We start from the raw sequence: 17934 nt of genomic DNA, 5'->3' as shown, positions 1-17934 counted from the left end.
GTCAAAGCTCCTGAGTGGCCCGGCTGGCCTTGGCCGCCATGCGTTGCAGCTTCTGAACCTTTCTCAACTGTTCGAGCGTGACCTGAAACTTACCGGCCAAAAACGTCAGTTCGTCATCATCGAATTCGGTCAGATCGTCGAAATTGTCAGGGTCCAGCGCAGTGATGGCTTTCGGTGCGGCCACGGGGGCTTGCGGTTCAACATACGCAGTCGTGATCACCGGATCGGAGGCAACGGTGCTGACCTGCGGTTTGGCCTTGGCGCGAGCTTCGGCCTGACCTTCGCCGAGCTGCTGGCGACGCAGGCGCTCCTGCTCGATGCGGCTGTCGTCGCTTTTGCGGAAGTCCGCATGACGCTTGCTGACGTAGGCATCGAAATTACGATGACCAAAGCCCTTGAGCAGATGCTCTCTCTCATGCCCTGATGTGGTAATTCGGTTCGCCAGACGGCTCTGCAACGACGTCAACTTGGCCTGGGCATCCCGGGCGACGCGCTCGCGCAAATTCTGGAAGTGCGCGGCGAATTCTTCGGCGTTGTTGAAACCTCGGGTGTAATGCCAAGCCTGCCCTGATTGCTTGCCAGCGAAGGAGAAACGGTTCGACAGTACGATCCCGACGCCTTGAATACCGAGGAAGATTACCGAAAGGATGATGTAGGTCGTCAGGGAAGCCGCACGGATGGCTTCCATTTTGTCCTGCGCCGACGACTGTGCGGCCGTCTGGTTTTCCGCCACGCTTTCAGCAGGCAGTTCAAAAGGTGAATCCGGCAGTTTGCCGCTCGCCCCTTGGGTCTGACTGAAGGCGTCTGGATTGCTGACAAGGTCGACTTCCATCGACTTGAGGCTGTAGTTGCGTATGACGAACGCACCGATGGCAATGGCCAGCACGTAAATCAGGCACACGGTAGTCCACGTGTACTTGGGCGTGACGCGGGCATTGTGATCGGTGCGGTTTAGCACTTTGAGATAGTTGGGTTCGTCGTCATCGCGATAGGTGTTATCGATGTCGACTTTGGTGTCGGCTTCCAGGTCTCGCGGGGTACGTGATTGCTCGTACCAAGTGCGAATCTTGGTGATCAGACTGCTGTGGTGCATCTCACGACCGGCCATCTCGGTAAAGAACACCGCGGCGACCGACAACAGGAAGGCAGTGAACCAGGCCAGCATGCCCGCAACGTTCGCCGAGATGTTCTGCACCATGAACGGCGCAAGTACATATGCGAAACCCACGGCTTCGAAGAAGATCAGACCAATGATCAGCATCCACATGAGAAAGCCTTTTTCTCGTCGGCCTGTCTCGTGGACTTTATTCAAATAGTCCCGGCATTTGTCATAGAAGTCAGGGCTTTTATTCAGCTCCTGATAATACGAATAGTAGTCGGCGCACAGACGCGTCTCGCTGTCCATCCAGCCATCCGCGTTGTTGATTGGCGCCTTGCGGCTCCAGCTTGTCACCCGGCCTATCACTGGGAAGGCGTAGGCGACGTTCATGTAGAAGTAGCTGACCTTTGCCCACCAGATCTTGATGGCAACCATCAGGACCATGGTGGTCAGGATTAGCCCCACCGCCACGCGGTGCAGCGCAAGAAACGCAGTCAGACTGTCCATCGAAAACTGTTCCATGATTTTCCTCGAATTTTGCTTGCGTCAGGTGCGCACAGGGACAAATTTGGCGACATAGCTTTCGCCGGTCTTGTCGTAAAACAACTTGCCGTCGACCGCTTTGCTGCCGAATTTTTCTAGCACGACGTCCATGCAGCTCACCGGCGCCTGAGCGTCATCGACGAAGACCCGATAAAGCACGGTGTCTTGTCCCTCGAACGTGTTGGCGATGGCATTAAGAGTGGTGGCTTTGCCTTTCTTGTTCTGGTCGTAACCTTTAACCAGTTGCACGCGAGGTTGTTTGGCGACTTCCGCGTTGTTACGCAGTACCGCAATCGGGGTGATGGTCACCAGATTGCCGTTGACGTCATTGGCCCAGACTCTCCCGTTGTAGCCGGGCAGGTACTCCGAGGTGTCGTGCTCTGCCAGTTCCTGGCCGCTGGCAAGATTCTTGACAGCACCCATGACCCGAGGTCGGTCGCCGTCGCAGCTGGCGACCGGGGTGCTAGCGTTTGCCTTGCTGATCAGGGCGAAACCGCTGGACTGCATTGGCTTGACCAGTTGCGCCAGTTGGCTGGTATCGCTGCTGGCGGGGCTGCCACCGAAGTCGATGAAATTCGCCGGAGTGGTGACGACAGTTTTCTCAACCGGGGCCGGCGCCGGTTTGTTGCTGGACGCCACCGGCTCTTTGACTTTGGTGACGGTCTGGCTGCGTGTTCCGTGGGCGAGGTAACGCGGGTTGCTGCGCTCCTGTTTGACCCTTTGTTCAAGCAGCGCGGTGGATTCAAGCTGAACGATTTCCACGCGGCGGTTCTGTGCGCGGCCATCGGCGGTGGTGTTATCGGCCAACGGTCGGGCTGCGCCTACACCCTGAAAGTACAGATTCTGCGGTGCGATGCCGGCTTCGGCCAGCACCTTGCCCACGCTGCGGGCGCGGCGCTCGGACAGCTGCTGGTTGAATTCTGCGGTGCCCGTGGCATCCGTGTGGCCGACTACCAGCACCGCCTGACCCGCAGCGCCGTTCTGGCTGTCCGCCGGCTTGAAAGCGTTAGCCAGCTTGCGCACCTGGCGCAGACCGTCGGTGGTCAACTGATCGCTGCCTGTGGGGAACATGCCCTGGTCTTCGACCTGAGCAACGATTCCCGCGTCAGTGGTGGTCGCCGGTTTGCCACTCTGCGCCGGCGCTTGAGCCTGCAGAGTGTCGACCTGCATTTTCAGGTTTTCTTCACGGGCGATACGTTCAAGTTCCTGCTGGCGGTTTTGCCACACATGACCGATCACACAACCTGCCGCGCCGCCGACGACACCGCCTGCCACTGCCTTTCCGGCGTCGCGGGTCGCGGCGTAAGTCAAACCTGCGCCTAACAATGCACCGCCAGCGCAACCAATGGCGGTGCCATAGTCACGGCCGGCCTGATTCAGCGTGGCGCAACTGCTCAGCGTAACCGCCAGTGCCAGCACCGTCAGTTTACCGGGGTGGAAATACTTCACTGAACGCACTCCTTGTGATGCGCAAGACTGCTGCGGACGCAACAGCCAGGCCGTAAAGCCCGTGTTCGTCCTTGAGATAGAGCGGTTCCAGATGGATCCGATTTGTCGGCCGGGGATTTCATCACAGCAGGAGGGTTGTTTCAATGGCAAATAGCCACTGATATGGCGCCAGTCGTCAGTCGCGACATGTTCTGATCATAAAACGGCTCATATCTGTTTTATCAGGACCGGCCAGGAAACAGCCGCGGTTGCGACAAGCACTTGAAGAGGTGGTCGTAGACCAGCCTGACACGTGGTGGCACCGGACCTGACTGCGTGCGGTAAAGCATCAGATCAATCGTCGGCGGCGCAATATCAGCCAGTACCTCCACCAGCCGACCGTCACTAAGCCAAGGCTCGGCCAGATAGTCAGGCATTTGCGCGAATGCGAGTCCGGCCAGGACGAACTCGAGTTCGGTTTCCGGATCGTCGCAACTGAAGGCGGGAGAGGGCGGAAGATAAGTCTGACTCTGCGCAAAAAACCACGGCCATGGGCGACCATTGTTGCGATCAATCAACGTCGACAATGGCAGGTCCTTGAGGTCGTCCAGAGTTGCTGGCGTACCTGTGGAAGCGATCAGAGCAGGTGCCGCGACGATCTTCAACGGCACCTGACTGACCGAGCGGGCGATGTAGCGCCTGTCCCGCACTGCGCCGACGCGTATGCCAATGTCAATGCGCGAGGCCACTGCGTCGGTCAGTTCGTCATCCAGGGTCAGCTCGATCCGCAGGCCTGGGTTTTGCTGCATCAAGTATTTCAGGAAGCCTGCCAGGTAAAGCTTGCCGATGGCGTGGGGCGCTGTGATGCCGACTCGACCTGCGATCCCCTTGGACTGAGGCTGGGCGTGCGCGATGAACAACTGATCAAACTGGTTCAGCGTGTGGCGGGCCTGTTGCGCGATCTCCGAACCGAAGGCAGTAACGTGCGCCTGTCGCGTACTGCGGTGAAACAGCGGCTCAGCGAACGCGCGTTCCAGCTCTTTAATCGCGCGAGTCACCTTCTGCGGCGATGTGCCTAATCTGTTCGCCGCTTCGCGAAAGGTCGGTGACTCCACGGCCACCAAGAATATACGGAGCATTTCCATGCGATTGAGCATTGCAGCGGAGTCCTCGGTGCGAGTCGGATAATGGCGACAGTATTCCAGAAAATGGAATTCTCAAATCCTAACTCTTCCATTTTCTGAAGCGAAGTTTGATCGCACACTCGCTCTCAACAACTTCCCGAATCAATCTGCAGGAGACTGATCATGAGCAAAGGCATTCAAGGCAAAGTCGTCGTTATCACCGGTGCAAGCAGCGGCCTTGGAGAGGCGACCGCGCGCCATCTGGCAAGCCTCGGCGCTAAAGTCGTACTGGGTGCGCGTCGTCAGGAGCGTATGGACGTCATCGTTGAGGAGATTAAAGCCACAGGTGGTCAGGCTTCTGCCTACACCGTGGACGTTACCCGTCGCGAAGACTTATCGGCTCTGGTCGACAACGCCATCAGAGATTTCGGCCGCATCGACGTCATCGTCAACAACGCAGGTTTCATGGCGATCTCTCCCATCGCCGAGCTGCGCGTCGACGAGTGGGACCGCATGATCGACATCAACGTAAAAGGCGTGCTTTACGGTGTCGCGGCCGCGTTGCCTAAGTTCGAAGCCCAGGGTTCCGGCCATTTCATCAACATCTCGTCGGTGGCAGGCATCAAGGTCTTCAGCCCGGGCGGTTCGGTTTACAGCGGCACCAAGTTCGCCGTGCGCGCGATCTCCGACGGCCTGCGCCATGAAGTCGGCGCAAAGATCCGCACCACCACCATCGAGCCTGGCGCAGTGGATTCCGAGTTGAAACTGGGCAGCGGCCACCAGCCAAGCGCTGATGCCGTGAACGAGTTCTACAAGCAGGCCATCCCGGCTGATTCCGTCGCCCGCGCCATCGCCTTCGCCATCGAACAGCCAGGTGATGTCGACATCAACGAAATCGTTCTGCGGCCTACTGCGCAGGACTTCTGATGCGCTGAGTTGTGTTGCTGCAGACTTAAAACCTGCAGCATCACATTCGCAATTCAGGAAGATCACGTTATTAATAAATTTTCGCGCTTTCTGTGTGGACGAATATACTCGCGGCAGGCAGCGCTGTTATTACAACTTCCGTTTAGACGCTTTCTTATAAATACCCTTCTGAGACTGCACAGTCTTCCGGGCTGTGGCTCATTTCTTCTGCAGAATGCGACGGCTAAGTCCTGCTCTCAAAGTGCCTGGAAGCGACGGCACGGATCGTCATTCGGTGCAGAGCCTGTAGTCCAGTAGTTTCCTTGCCTGTAAGGCATTTCCGAATTTCTCCGCTCGGCTTGTTCATCCAAAACGCCCACGCTAGTTTTCGCCTCCTCAAAAATTAATCTCGATACGTTGATTTCCAGGAGCAGGCCTGCGTAGCGCCGCTGCCGTGGTTCTCAATGTCCATAACCTACGGATTTAAAACCCGGTCTTCATAAGGAAATGACCTTTGCCCGATCAGGACGAGTTTCGCGTCACGCTTAGCCTTGCCCAAATGGCCGCGATTCTGGAGAACGAATCCCTCACGCCCTATGAGATTTTCTCGAGCCGAGTCGTTGGCAGCCTGCGCTTAGTGGGCGGAATCATAGAGCTCGGCGGCGCTGGCGTGCTGTGCGCAGTCCCGGAACCCACAATGATCACCAAAGTGGGATGCGTTGCCATGGGGCTGCACGCCGCCGACCAAATGGCGGCCGGCGCGCACCAACTGGTGACCGCCAGGGAAACCGATTCGTATGCGTTCAAGGCGGGCATGACGGCCGCCGAAGTCATGGGTGCATCGCGCGCCAGCGGTCAAGTCGTCGGGCTCGCCGCTGAGTTCGCGGTCCCGCTTTCGACAGCTTCGCTCTATAACGCGTTCAGGGTTTCGTCGGTTCGGGCGGGGAGGATGACGGTTGTCGTGAGCGAGAGATTTCCTAATGCACCGAGGAAAGGGCCAGGCGGGCATGTGATTAGAGATCATATTGGGAAGGAGCTTGTGGCGGTACAGACACGTCTGAAGAAAACAAGGGGGACAGACGCGATTTCCGTCTTCACTAATTTAGATGTTGCGGAGTGGGCTGTAAGTCAGGTGTTGAGGTCGAATAAAAACAAGATATCGATTAATTCAAAAATGAGTTTGTATCGTAAGAACAAGCGATTATCCATGCGCATGGATCTCGGAACAACTGTTGGATGGGGTGTGGCCAGAGTTGCGCCTGATACCCCGATCTATATGCATAAGGTGGTTGTGGTGATAGAGTTTTCTGAATACAACCACATGCCAGCTTATATCGTCACAGCTTACCCTGTTCTTTGAGGTGCTCATGCGCAGCTATGTGGAATTAATCCATTTTATGAAGGCGTTGGGTGATGGTGTTCAAGACCATTTGCCCGAGGAGCAGCGGACGGCGCAGCTCCCTTTAGCGCAGATAGTCAATGAATGGGTCGATGCGAAATCCTGGGTGGCGATTCGCTCGCTTGAAAAAGATATCTCGTCATATATTAAAAAAGTCAGTGTGGGCGACTTTTCCGTAGACCAGATTTTTTTTGATTATGATCTTTTGTTCATACCTGAGAGATTCGGTTGTGAGGATCCCGAACTGCTTGGCGAGGTATCGCTAATGCTGAGGGCCAGAGTGATAGACACAAACAGGTCCTTGCTCAACGACCTTGGTGGGTGGCTCAGATTAAAACTTGGTTTTCCAAATCGGCGAACCTAGAGGCAGAGTGGGCCACCGGTCAAATGGTCCACTTCGTAGCCATAATAATACATGCATGCCGGCGTTGTCCGGCTCACTGCATTCGATATGGTGGACGCGCTCTACATGCATTGGGGCTAGACCAGAGTTAAGGGGAGGCCAAATTTTCTGACAGCTTCTACGCTAGGCCAATACCCTAAATGTCACTTTGCATGTCGTGACGCTCGGCGGGGTCAAATCCCGCCCACAAAAAAACCGGCTCAAATCTGGCCGGTTTCTTGTGCTTCAAGCTACGTAACCGCTTGAAGGTGCTGCTGTTTGGTGCCCCGAGGGAGACTCGAACTCCCACTCCTTTCGAAAACGGATTTTGAATCCGCCGCGTCTACCAATTCCGCCATCAGGGCTCAATGGCGGCGAAGTATAGAGACGAGCCTACCGTTGGTCAATCATGTTTCATGGTCAATTTTCAGGTTTTCCGCTAAACTTCCCGGCCCTGCTAGACGAACCCCATCATGCGTGTCGCTGACTTTACCTTCGAACTCCCCGATGCATTGATCGCTCGCCATCCTCTGGCCGAGCGACGCAGCAGCCGTTTGCTCACCCTCGACGGGCCGAGCGGCGCGCTGGCACATCGCCAATTCACTGATCTGCTGGAGCATCTGCGTCCCGGCGATCTCATGGTTTTCAACAATACCCGGGTGATCCCGGCGCGTCTGTTCGGGCAGAAGGCTTCGGGCGGCAAGCTGGAAATTCTGGTTGAGCGCGTGCTGGATCAGCATCGCGTGCTGGCTCATGTACGCTCCAGCAAGTCGCCCAAAGCGGGTTCGACCATCTTGATCGATGGCGGTGGCGAAGCCGAAATGGTTGCGCGCCACGATGCGTTGTTCGAGCTGCGTTTTGCCGAGCCGGTGCTGCCGTTGCTCGAGCGCGTGGGCCACATGCCGCTGCCTCCTTATATAGATCGCCCGGACGATGACGCCGACCGCGAGCGTTATCAGACTGTTTACGCACAGCGGGCCGGTGCGGTGGCGGCGCCCACGGCGGGTCTGCATTTCGACCGGACCATGATGGACGCGATTGCCGAGAAGGGCGTCCAGACTGCGTTCGTGACGCTGCACGTGGGGGCGGGGACGTTTCAGCCGGTGCGTGTCGAGCGGATCGAAGATCACCACATGCACGACGAGTGGCTTGAAGTCACTCAGGAAGTGGTCGATGCCGTCGCGGCGTGCCGTGCGCGCGGCGGGCGGGTCGTTGCAGTGGGGACGACCAGCGTGCGCTCGCTGGAAAGCGCGGCCCGGGATGGCGTGCTCAAGGCATTCAGCGGCGACACCGATATCTTCATCTACCCTGGCCGGCCGTTCCATGTGGTCGATGCGCTGGTCACCAATTTTCATTTGCCTGAATCCACGCTCTTGATGCTGGTTTCGGCATTCGCCGGTTACCCGGAAACCATGGCCGCCTACGCGGCTGCAGTGGAGCACGGTTACCGCTTTTTCAGTTACGGGGATGCCATGTTCATCACCCGCAATCCCGCGCCGACTGCGCCTCAGGGTAATGACCCGGTGGACTCGGCCCCAGAGGATCCAGCATGAGTCGCACCTGTCGTATGTCGTTCGAGCTGCTTGCCACCGATGGCAAGGCTCGTCGTGGTCGTCTGACCTTTCCGCGTGGCGTCGTCGAAACCCCGGCCTTCATGCCGGTCGGCACGTATGGCACCGTCAAGGGCATGTTGCCCCGGGATATCGAGGCCACTGGCGCGCAGATCATTCTGGGCAACACCTTCCATCTGTGGCTGCGTCCCGGCACCGAAGTGATCAAGGCTCACGGTGATCTGCACGATTTCATGCAATGGAAGGGTCCGATTCTGACGGACTCCGGCGGCTTCCAGGTGTTCAGCCTCGGCGCCATGCGCAAGATCAAGGAAGAAGGCGTGACCTTCGCCTCGCCGGTCGACGGTGCCAAGGTCTTCATGGGCCCTGAAGAGTCGATGCAGGTTCAGCGCGACCTGGGCTCCGACATCGTGATGATCTTCGACGAATGCACGCCGTATCCGGCCGATGAAGACGTCGCGCGTACTTCCATGGAACTGTCGCTGCGCTGGGCCAAGCGTTCGAAGATCGCCCATGGCGAAAACACTGCCGCGCTGTTCGGCATCGTGCAGGGCGGCATGCACGAGAATCTGCGCATGCGCTCGCTGGACGGTCTGAACGAACTCAACTTCGACGGCCTGGCCATCGGCGGCCTCTCGGTGGGCGAGCCCAAGCACGAAATGATCAAGGTTCTGGATTACCTGCCAGGACGCATGCCGGCTGACAAACCTCGTTACCTTATGGGTGTAGGCAAGCCTGAAGACCTGGTTGAAGGTGTGCGTCGCGGAGTCGACATGTTCGACTGCGTCATGCCTACGCGCAATGCCCGCAACGGTCATCTGTTCATCGACACCGGTGTCCTGAAGATTCGTAATGCGTTTCATCGTCCCGATGACTCGCCGCTGGATCCGACCTGCGATTGCTACACCTGCAAGAACTTCTCTCGCGCTTATCTGCATCACCTGGACAAGTGCGGAGAAATGCTGGGGAGCATGCTCAATACGATCCACAATTTGCGGCATTACCAGCTGCTTATGGCTGGTTTGCGCGAGGCTATTCAACAGGGTACATTGGCCGCCTTTGTCGACACGTTCTATGCCAAACGCGGGCTTGCCACGCCGCCGTTGGACTGAGCGACATCCGGTCTTACCGCTTCCTATTATTAAAATTATGCAACTGGAGTGTTAAATGAGCTTTTTCATCTCTCCCGCTTTCGCGGATGCAGCAGCACCTGCTGCAGGCCCCGCAGGTTCGGGCTTCGAGTGGATTTTCCTGGTCGGCTTTCTGGTCATCTTCTATCTGATGATCTGGCGTCCACAGGCCAAGCGTGCCAAAGAACAGAAGAACCTGCTGGGCAACTTGCAGAAAGGCGATGAAGTCGTCACTTCCGGTGGTATTGCCGGCAAGATCAACAAAGTGACCGACGACTTCGTGGTTATCGAAGTGTCCGACACCGTTGAGCTGAAGATCCAGAAGGGCGCCATCGCTGCCACCCTGCCCAAGGGCACTCTGAAAGCCATCTGATTCCAGTCTTTTACCAATCGACGGGGCGCGCAAGGCGCCCCGCGTTCTAAGCAGGCGGCGTGATGTTGAACAAATACCCTCTGTGGAAATACATCCTGATCCTGGCAGTGCTGGTGATCGGCTTTATTTATTCCGCACCCAATCTCTACCCTGATGACCCGGCTATTCAGGTCAGCGGCGCAAGCACTGCGCTGCAGGTCAATCAGGCTGATCTGGATCGCGTAAGCAAGGCGCTTACCGATGCTGGCATCGCGGTCAAGGGCGCGTCTCTGGCCGAGAATGGCAAGGGCGGTTTGTTGCGTCTGACCAAGCAGGAAGACCAGCTGCCAGCCAAAGATGTCGCGCGCAAGGCGCTGGGCGACGACTACGTCGTTGCATTGAACCTGGCGCAAACCACGCCAAAATGGTTGCGCAGCATCGGCGCTACGCCGATGAAACTGGGTCTGGACTTGTCCGGCGGCGTGCACTTCCTGCTTGAAGTCGACATGGACAAGGCGCTCAGCGCTCGTCTGAATGTCTACGAAGGCGAAGTGAAGAGCCTGCTGCGCAAGGAAAAACTGCGCTATCGCAGCCTGCCTCAGGACAATGGCGCCATTCAGCTGGGCTTCAGTGACGCGGATTCCCGCGAGCAGGCCCGTGCTCTGATCCGCAAGGATTACAGCGATTTCGATATCACCATGAGCGATCGTGGCGAGATGCCGATCCTGCGCCTGGCCATGACGCAGGCCAAGGTCGCCGAGATCCGCGAATATTCGATCAAGCAAAACCTGACCACCGTCCGTAACCGTGTCAACGAACTCGGTGTGGCCGAGCCGCTGGTTCAGCGTCAGGGCGCCAACCGTATCGTGGTTGAGCTGCCGGGTGTGCAGGACACCGCCGAAGCCAAGCGTATTCTCGGCAAGACGGCCAACCTTGAGTTCCGTCTGGGCGCAGGCCCGGATGACACCAAGGCCACCACTGAGATGTTCGAGTTCCGCGAGGGCGGTCGCCCTGCAGCAGCGGTCGAGCGTGGTTTGATCATCACCGGTGACCAGGTGACCGATGCCAAGGCAGGCTTCGACGAGCACGGTCGTCCGCAGGTGAACATCAAGCTGGACGGTCATGGCGGTGATCTGATGAGCCGCGCGACGCGCGCCAACGTCGGTCGCAGCATGGCCGTGATCTTCATCGAGCAGAAACCGACCACCACCTACACCAGGCAGGTTGTGGACGGCGTCGAGAAGGACGTGCCGGTTCAGACGTTCAAGGAAGAGAAGAAGATCATCAGCCTGGCGACCATTCAGTCGCCGCTGGGCGCGCAATTCCGCATCACCGGCCTGAACGGTCAGGGTGAGTCGTCAGAACTTGCGTTGCTGCTGCGTGCCGGCGGTCTGGCGGCACCGATGTACTTCGCCGAAGAACGTACCATTGGCCCGAGCCTGGGTGCCGACAACATCACCAAGGGTGTGCATGCATCCCTGTGGGGCATGCTGTTCGTCTCGCTGTTCATCCTCGCCATCTACCGTTTCTTCGGTCTGATCGCGACGGTTGCGCTGGCCTTCAACATGGTCATGCTGCTGGCACTGATGTCGCTGCTGGGCGCAACGCTGACCCTGCCGGGTATCGCCGGTATCGTGTTGACGATGGGTATGGCGGTCGATGCCAACGTGCTGATCTTCTCGCGTATTCGTGAGGAGCTGGCAAACGGCATGAGCGTGCAGCGTGCGATCAACGAAGGTTTTGACCGCGCCTACACCGCGATTCTCGACGCCAACCTGACCTCGCTGTTGGTCGGCGGCATTCTGTATGCCATGGGCACAGGCCCGGTCAAAGGTTTCGCCGTGACCATGTCGCTCGGGATCTTTACCTCGATGTTCACAGCCATCATGGTGACGCGTGCAATCGTCAACCTGATCTATGGCGGTCGTGACTTCAAGAAGTTGTGGATTTAAGGGGCTGCCATGAAACGTACCATCAACTTCATGGGCGTTCGCAACGTTGCGTTCGCCATCACCATGCTCCTCACCGTACTGGCGTTGTTCAGCTGGTTCCATAAAGGGCTCAACTTCGGTCTGGACTTCACCGGCGGTACGCTGATCGAGCTGACCTACGAGCGTCCTGCCGATCTGGGCAAGGTGCGCGAGGAGCTGGTGTCTTCGGGTTATCACGAAGCCATCGTGCAGAGTTTTGGCGCGACCACCGACCTGCTCGTGCGTATGCCGGGTGAAGACCCGCAGCTGGGCGCTCAGGTGGCCGAGGCGCTGCGTCGCACCGGCGCTGATAACCCGGTAACGGTCAAGCGCGTCGAGTTCGTCGGCCCTCAAGTGGGCGAAGAGCTGCGCGATCAGGGCGGCATCGGCATGCTGCTCGCGCTGGGTGGCGTGCTGATCTATCTGGCATTCCGCTTCCAGTGGAAATTCGCGGTCGGCGCCATCGTTTCCCTGATCCACGACGTGGTGGTGACGATGGGTATTCTGTCGTTCTTCCAGGTGACGTTCGACCTGACCGTGCTGGCCGCCGTGCTGGCGATCATCGGTTACTCACTCAACGATACGATCGTGGTATTCGACCGTGTCCGCGAGAACTTCCGCCTGCTGCGCAAAGCGTCGCTGATCGAAAACATCAACATTTCGACCACCCAGACGCTGCTGCGGACCATGGCGACTTCGATCTCCACGCTGCTGGCCATCGTGGCGCTGTGGATCTTCGGTGGCGACAGCCTGCACGGTTTCTCGGTCGCGCTGTTCATTGGCGTTCTGGCCGGTACCTACTCGTCGATCTACATCGCCAACGTGGTACTGATCTGGCTCAACCTGAGCACTGAAGACCTGCTGCCACCAGTGACGACCGAGAAGGTCGACGATCGTCCCTGACGATGGCTGACCGGTCATCCCTTAAAAAAGCGCGAGTGTGAACTCGCGCTTTTTTTTGCGCTCCAAGGCTGGGAGTAGCGCGAGCAATTGCGCTGAATATGGTCAGGAGGTTCACGTGAACAAGTCGTTGCTAGTTGGTGCAGTATTGGGTGCTGTCGGTGTGACTGCCGGTGGTGCTTTGGCCACCTATAGCCTCGTAAAACAAAGCGGTCCCGAGTATGCCGATGTACTCGCCGTCGAGCCTGTTAAAGAACAAATCAAAACCCCTCGTCAGGTGTGCAAGGACGTCGCGGTCACCCATCGCGCTCCGGTCAAGGATGAGCATCAGATTGTGGGCAGCGTTATCGGAGCCGTAGCGGGTGGCCTGCTCGGTAACCAGGTAGGTGGCGGTACTGGCAAGAAAATCGCAACGGTGGCGGGCGCCGTTGGCGGTGGTTACGCGGGCAACAAGGTTCAGGAAGGCATGCAGAACCGCGATACTTACACCACCACTGAAAGCCGCTGCAATACCGTCAACGACATCAGTGACAAGGTCGTGGGCTACAACGTGAAGTACAAGTTGAACGACAAAGTCGGTCAGGTGCGTATGGACCGCGACCCAGGCAGCCAGATCCCCGTCAACAAGGACGGTCAGTTGGAGTTGAGTCAGGCCGGTCAGTAATCTTCACTTCCGGTCGTTCTAAAAAACACCCCCTAATACGGGGTGTTTTTTTTGCCCGAAATAAGACCATATCCGATAAGTCTTGAGTCGGTAGTAACTATATATTTTTAATTCGATTACCCGCCGCGTAAGCTTTTTTTGTGGTGGGGCCTGGGTTTCTCAAGCCAGTCCGCCTCAACAACTCTAATAAAAACAGATGCGCCAAGCGGGAACAATAATGCATAAAAGCCCTGTATCTCTCGGCCTCACCTCTGCTACGGCCCTTGGACTGAGTCTCGCCTTTCCCGGCTTCGCGGAAGCGGACTTTTTCGAAGACAGCAAAGCAGACCTCGAATTTCGCAACTTCTACTTCAACAGCGATTACCGACAGGACGGCGCGAGTCAGTCCAAACGCGACGAGTGGGCCCAAGGCCTGATTCTTAATTACGAGTCCGGGTTTACCGACGGCCCGGTGGGATTTGGCGTCGATGCTCTCGGACTTTTCGGCCTCAAGCTGGACTCCGGACCTGACCGGCGCAACACCGGCCTGCTGCCTGTCGGTGACGAGAAAGCACCCGATGACTATGGCCGTTCAGGGATTACTGCCAAAGCCCGGATTTCCAAGAGCGTGCTGCGGGTGGGGACCTTGATGCCCAGGTTGCCGACTGTCTTGCCCAATGACGGTCGCTTGTTGCCACAGACGTTTCGCGGCGCGCAGTTGACCTCCAAAGACCTTGCCGACACCACCGTCAATATCGGTCGCCTGACCAGCAACACCGAGCGCAATGACAGCGGCCATGAAGACATCGAAGCGGAAGCCAAGGGCATCAAAGGCGGGCGCCCAAGTGATTCTTTCGATTTCGCCAGTGCCAGTTACAACTGGGCCAAAGGCCTCACCACGTCTTATAACTACGGCGGCCTGGAGAACAACTACAAACAGCACATCGTCACGCTGGTGCATGACCTGGCGCTGAGCGAATCACAGTCCATCAAAAGTGATCTGCGGTATGCGCGCTCCCTCAAAGATGGCAACTCCAATATCGACAACACGGCGGTCGGCGCGAAGTTCACTTACAGCATCGCCGGCCACGGTTTCGGTGTGGCCTATCAACGCATGAATGGCGAAACAGGTTTTCCGCACCTGGCAGGCACGGACTCCTTCCTCGTCAACTACGTGATGATCTCGCCGGACTTCGCCAACCCCGAAGAGCGGTCATGGCAGGCGCGCTATGACTACGACTTCGCAACCGTCGGCGTCCCTGGCCTTACGTTCATGACTCGCTATCTCAAAGGTGACCACTTTGCTCGCGCAAGCAAGGAGGGCACCGAGTGGGAGCGCAACACGGACATTGCGTATGTGTTCCAGAGCGGCGTGCTCAAGAACCTCGAGTTGAAGTGGCGCAACGGCAGTTATCGCAGCAACGGCGGCAACAACATTGACCAGAACCGCGTCATCGTCAGCTACACGCTGCCGCTGCTCTGAGACGTTCGATTTCAGCAACTTCCCGACAACGCTCATTCTCGGCGATCGCCGCAACGGAGCCCGCAATGCCAACAAGAAAAACCCTGATCCACCTGGCCGTCGCCTTCGCCCTGTTCAACAGTTACGGCGCCTACGCGGCCAATACCGCAGAGCTGCCCTGCGCGACCACGGAACAGTGCGCCGCGCAGGCGGCAAAAATCGGTGCCGCGGTCGACAAATCGAAATCCGCGGGCAGTAAGACGGAAAGTCAGTTTTCCTGGCTGAACCGGATCAATAAAGCCTCAATCGTCATGCTGACCGAGGAGGGCATCGTCAAGCCGGAAATGGGCCAGAAGATCGCCACGGGTGTGCGTTACGCCATCGATCAGGCGGATCAGCCCAACGGCAAACGCCCAAGCGATGTGCTCCAGCTCGAACAGATCATGACCGACAAGATCGGCCCGGAGGCCTCGCTGATTCATTCCGGTCGGAGTCGTCAGGACATGCTCGCCACGTACCGTCTGGCCAAGCTGCGCTCGGACGTGCTGGCCTACAGCGAAGCCATGAATGCGACGCGCAAGCGCCTACTGGATCTGGCCGACAAGAACGTCGATACCCTCGTGCCGGCCTACACCAATGGCGTGCAGGCGATGCCGATCAGCTACGCGCACTATTTGCTGGCGTTCGAGGCTGCATTCGATCGCGACGGTCAGCGTATTCGCGAGCTGTATCAGCGCCTGAACCAGAGCCCGATGGGCACGGCGGTGCTTGCCAATTCGGCCTACCCCCTGAATCGCGAACGACTGGCTCAGTTGCTGGGCTTTGACGGGGTGCGCGAGAACTCACTGGATTCCAGTCAGGTGTCGACTTACGACATTCCGATCGAGGCGGCCAATATTGCGTCTTCTTCGGCGATTCGCGTGGGCGCGATGATTGGCGACATTCACACGCAATACCATCAGATTCGTCCCTGGCTGCTGCTGGATGAAGAAAAAACCTACACCAGCAGCGCCATGCCGCAGAAGCGCAATCCGGGACTGCTGATGCGCGCTCGTGAGAGTGCGTCAGATGTGGTCGGGCTGGCGCAGACCGTGACCTTGCGTGCGCACAATGTGACCACCGGCATGACCGACTACAAGTTCGCCTTCGACTCGTTGGGCGTCTTCGATTCCACCAAAGAGATGTTTGCGGCAATGGACGCGGTGTTCGACGCGCTACAGGTCAATCCGCAACGCGCACGGGAAGAGCTGGAAAACGAATGGACCACCTCGATGGAGCTGGCCGACACGTTGGAGCGCACGCAGAAAGTGCCATTCCGCATCGGACACAGCTTTGCGTCGATGATCGTCGAACAGGCGCGAAGCGAAGGCCTGACGCCGAAGACGTTCCCGTACGCCGATGCACAGAAGCTATATGCGAAAGCGGCTGACAAGTACGAATGGAAGCCCAATTCACTGCCTCTGGACGAGGCGACGTTCCGCGCTGCGTTATCCCCGGAGGACATGGTCAAAACCCGCAAGGGCACCGGTGGCCCGCAGCCGCAGGAGGTCAAGCGAATGCTGGCCGAAGCCCACAAGACGCTGGAAGCGGATCAGACCTGGTTGCGGGAGCGTAGGGAAAAACTAACGCAGGCCGAAGGCAATCTGGACCGGGCTTTCGAGAAGCTGCTGTCGTCCAAGGGTTGACTCATTCCCACTCCTGCAGGCCGGCGCGCATGTGGGAGTGGGTCACCTGAATCAGGCTGACGCCCGCCGAAAACGCTCCTGCATATTCAGCTCCGATGGATCGGAAGCTGGATCACGTCGCTCATGGTTTCTCGATCCAAAGCCTTCTGCCAGCGCGCGATGGCCAGGCACGCCACGCAGTTGCCGAGCACGTTGGTCAGCACGCGACACTTCATCAAGCGCTCCACGCCCAACAGAAGTCCTGCACTTTCCAGCGGTATCGCATGAAACAGATTGAGGGTTGCGATGAGGGTGAAGAAAGCCGAGCCCGCCATGCTGGTCGACCCCAGTGAGGTCACCAGAGTAATCAGCAGCAAGGTCAGTATCTGTTCCCCACTCAGATGAACGCCCGACAGTTGCGCTAAAAACACCGCAGCCACGATCAGATAAAGGTTCGAGCCGTTCAAATTGAAGGTGTAACCCGTCGTCAGCACCAAGCGGGCGAGTTGTGGGTTGCAGCCCAGGTTCTGCATTTTCTCGATCAGGCCTGGCAGCGCGGCAACCGAAGAACCGGTAAAGGTCACCAGCAGCAGTTCGTCCTTGAGGTACACGATCAGCTGCCAGATCGAGGCGCCGGACGCCTGGGCGACAGGCGTCAGGATCAGCAACACGAACACGGCACTGGCCAGATACATCACTGCCACGAATTTCAGCAGCGGCACCGCGGAAGCCGGACCGAACTTGCCGATCGTGTAAGCAATGGCGCCAAAGGCCGCGAGCGGCGCAAACCTGAGTATCAGCTTCAGCACGCTGAACAACACCGCCACGGTTTTCTCAAGCAGATTACGCAAGGCGTCGGCTGCTGGGTGCCCTTTGGCGCGGGCGATCAATGCCCCGGTCAGCAGGCCGGCAAGCATGATCTGCAGGATCGGATTCTGTGTGACCGCGCGCCCGAGCACCGTGCCCATCGCCGACCAGGAAAAAGCGGTGCGCGCCGTTTCGCTTTCCAACGGCGCCAGCGGGATCTGCAACGGCTCGGCTCCCATACCTGCGCCGGGCTGAAGGAGTTCGGCAATCAGACACCCGAGCAGCAGGGCCAGTAGCGTCATCGTCTGGAAATAAACAAGAATCTTGCGGGCCAGCCCCCGTTGCCTCACCTGAAGGCTGGCCACTCCAGAGGCAATCAGCAGAAACATCATGAACGGCATGATCCAGCCGATGATGCGGATGAAACCATCGCTCAGGGGTTTCATTTCGACCGCAATCGGCGGCTCGAAAAGGCCCAGCAACGCGCCGCAGGCGATGGCCAGAAGCAGGTGCAGAGTGGCGCTGCGCAAAAGTCGTGTGGGCATCGGTGTCCC

15 protein-coding genes and 1 tRNA gene are annotated in these 17934 nt (G+C 58.1%); 11 read left to right on the top strand and 5 right to left on the bottom strand.

What is annotated here, in order from left to right:
- Position 1 precedes the first annotated feature (1 nt).
- The 3 genes from QRN36_RS01390 to QRN36_RS01380 all read right to left on the bottom strand — a co-directional run bounded on the left by QRN36_RS01390 (position 2) and on the right by QRN36_RS01380 (position 4209).
- Entirely contained in the window at positions 2–1606 is a 1605-nt protein-coding gene (locus tag QRN36_RS01390) for a hypothetical protein (protein WP_285422491.1), read from the bottom strand.
- Positions 1607–1645: 39 nt separating this feature from the next.
- Complete coding sequence (locus QRN36_RS01385; protein ID WP_285422490.1) at positions 1646–3091, bottom strand: OmpA family protein; 1446 nt, start codon at positions 3089–3091, stop codon at positions 1646–1648.
- 221 nt (positions 3092–3312) lie between these two features.
- Positions 3313–4209, bottom strand: coding sequence for a LysR family transcriptional regulator (locus tag QRN36_RS01380; RefSeq protein ID WP_285422489.1), 897 nt, complete (start codon positions 4207–4209; stop codon positions 3313–3315).
- A gap of 168 nt (positions 4210–4377) precedes the next feature.
- On the opposite strand from QRN36_RS01380, the gene QRN36_RS01375 reads away from it, so the two are divergent.
- The 3 genes from QRN36_RS01375 (at position 4378) to QRN36_RS01365 (ending at position 6863) form a co-directional block, all read left to right on the top strand.
- On the top strand, positions 4378–5121 hold the full coding sequence (locus QRN36_RS01375; protein WP_285422488.1) for an SDR family oxidoreductase: 744 nt from the start codon (positions 4378–4380) through the stop codon (positions 5119–5121).
- A gap of 493 nt (positions 5122–5614) precedes the next feature.
- A complete protein-coding gene (locus tag QRN36_RS01370; protein ID WP_285422487.1) occupies positions 5615–6460 on the top strand; it encodes an RNase A-like domain-containing protein in 846 nt (281 codons plus the stop codon).
- A 7-nt stretch (positions 6461–6467) separates the two neighbouring features.
- On the top strand, positions 6468–6863 hold the full coding sequence (locus QRN36_RS01365) for a hypothetical protein (protein WP_285422486.1): 396 nt from the start codon (positions 6468–6470) through the stop codon (positions 6861–6863).
- Positions 6864–7161: 298 nt separating this feature from the next.
- On the opposite strand, the gene QRN36_RS01360 is transcribed toward QRN36_RS01365, so the two are convergent.
- Positions 7162–7246, bottom strand: a tRNA-Leu gene (locus tag QRN36_RS01360).
- Positions 7247–7354: 108 nt separating this feature from the next.
- Between QRN36_RS01360 and queA the strand changes: the two genes are divergently transcribed.
- From queA to QRN36_RS01320, 8 genes are all read left to right on the top strand, one after another.
- Positions 7355–8434, top strand: coding sequence for a tRNA preQ1(34) S-adenosylmethionine ribosyltransferase-isomerase QueA (queA, locus tag QRN36_RS01355; RefSeq protein WP_285422485.1), 1080 nt, complete (start codon positions 7355–7357; stop codon positions 8432–8434).
- Between the two features lie 14 nt (positions 8435–8448).
- On the top strand, positions 8449–9564 hold the full coding sequence (gene tgt / locus QRN36_RS01350) for a tRNA guanosine(34) transglycosylase Tgt (RefSeq protein ID WP_285422584.1): 1116 nt from the start codon (positions 8449–8451) through the stop codon (positions 9562–9564).
- Positions 9565–9619: 55 nt separating this feature from the next.
- Positions 9620–9955, top strand: a complete 336-nt coding sequence (yajC, locus tag QRN36_RS01345; protein WP_002552468.1) for a preprotein translocase subunit YajC — start codon at positions 9620–9622, stop codon at positions 9953–9955.
- Between the two features lie 62 nt (positions 9956–10017).
- Entirely contained in the window at positions 10018–11886 is a 1869-nt protein-coding gene (secD, locus tag QRN36_RS01340; protein WP_285422484.1) for a protein translocase subunit SecD, read from the top strand.
- A 9-nt stretch (positions 11887–11895) separates the two neighbouring features.
- A complete protein-coding gene (gene secF / locus QRN36_RS01335; RefSeq protein ID WP_093462973.1) occupies positions 11896–12807 on the top strand; it encodes a protein translocase subunit SecF in 912 nt (303 codons plus the stop codon).
- Positions 12808–12922: 115 nt separating this feature from the next.
- Complete coding sequence (locus QRN36_RS01330) at positions 12923–13468, top strand: glycine zipper 2TM domain-containing protein (RefSeq protein WP_093462975.1); 546 nt, start codon at positions 12923–12925, stop codon at positions 13466–13468.
- A gap of 217 nt (positions 13469–13685) precedes the next feature.
- The gene (locus QRN36_RS01325; protein WP_285422483.1) at positions 13686–14930 is read left to right on the top strand and encodes an OprD family porin; all 1245 of its coding nucleotides are present in this window, start codon (positions 13686–13688) and stop codon (positions 14928–14930) included.
- Between the two features lie 65 nt (positions 14931–14995).
- Entirely contained in the window at positions 14996–16594 is a 1599-nt protein-coding gene (locus QRN36_RS01320; protein WP_285422482.1) for an argininosuccinate lyase, read from the top strand.
- Positions 16595–16680: 86 nt separating this feature from the next.
- Here the strand turns inward: QRN36_RS01320 and QRN36_RS01315 are convergent, their stop codons facing one another.
- On the bottom strand, positions 16681–17925 hold the full coding sequence (locus QRN36_RS01315) for a cation:dicarboxylate symporter family transporter (RefSeq protein WP_285422481.1): 1245 nt from the start codon (positions 17923–17925) through the stop codon (positions 16681–16683).
- Between the last annotated feature and the right edge of the window lie 9 nt (positions 17926–17934).

Source organism: Pseudomonas sp. efr-133-TYG-103a, from assembly GCF_030209235.1.
GTDB lineage: Bacteria > Pseudomonadota > Gammaproteobacteria > Pseudomonadales > Pseudomonadaceae > Aquipseudomonas.
This window is presented reverse-complemented; position numbering and strand designations above follow the sequence as displayed.

What these genes read in the sequence shown, in the direction of transcription:
- QRN36_RS01325 (WP_285422483.1), top strand. Translation starts at nt 13,686, where the DNA reads ATGCATAAAAGCCCTGTATCTCTCGGCCTCACCTCTGCTACGGCCCTT.
- yajC (WP_002552468.1), top strand. Translation starts at nt 9,620, where the DNA reads ATGAGCTTTTTCATCTCTCCCGCTTTCGCGGATGCAGCAGCACCTGCT.
- QRN36_RS01390 (WP_285422491.1), bottom strand. Translation starts at nt 1,606, where the DNA reads ATGGACAGTCTGACTGCGTTTCTTGCGCTGCACCGCGTGGCGGTGGGG.
- tgt (WP_285422584.1), top strand. Translation starts at nt 8,449, where the DNA reads ATGTCGTTCGAGCTGCTTGCCACCGATGGCAAGGCTCGTCGTGGTCGT.
- QRN36_RS01380 (WP_285422489.1), bottom strand. Translation starts at nt 4,209, where the DNA reads ATGCTCCGTATATTCTTGGTGGCCGTGGAGTCACCGACCTTTCGCGAA.
- QRN36_RS01315 (WP_285422481.1), bottom strand. Translation starts at nt 17,925, where the DNA reads ATGCCCACACGACTTTTGCGCAGCGCCACTCTGCACCTGCTTCTGGCC.
- secD (WP_285422484.1), top strand. Translation starts at nt 10,018, where the DNA reads ATGTTGAACAAATACCCTCTGTGGAAATACATCCTGATCCTGGCAGTG.
- QRN36_RS01375 (WP_285422488.1), top strand. Translation starts at nt 4,378, where the DNA reads ATGAGCAAAGGCATTCAAGGCAAAGTCGTCGTTATCACCGGTGCAAGC.
- QRN36_RS01365 (WP_285422486.1), top strand. Translation starts at nt 6,468, where the DNA reads ATGCGCAGCTATGTGGAATTAATCCATTTTATGAAGGCGTTGGGTGAT.
- queA (WP_285422485.1), top strand. Translation starts at nt 7,355, where the DNA reads ATGCGTGTCGCTGACTTTACCTTCGAACTCCCCGATGCATTGATCGCT.
- QRN36_RS01320 (WP_285422482.1), top strand. Translation starts at nt 14,996, where the DNA reads ATGCCAACAAGAAAAACCCTGATCCACCTGGCCGTCGCCTTCGCCCTG.
- secF (WP_093462973.1), top strand. Translation starts at nt 11,896, where the DNA reads ATGAAACGTACCATCAACTTCATGGGCGTTCGCAACGTTGCGTTCGCC.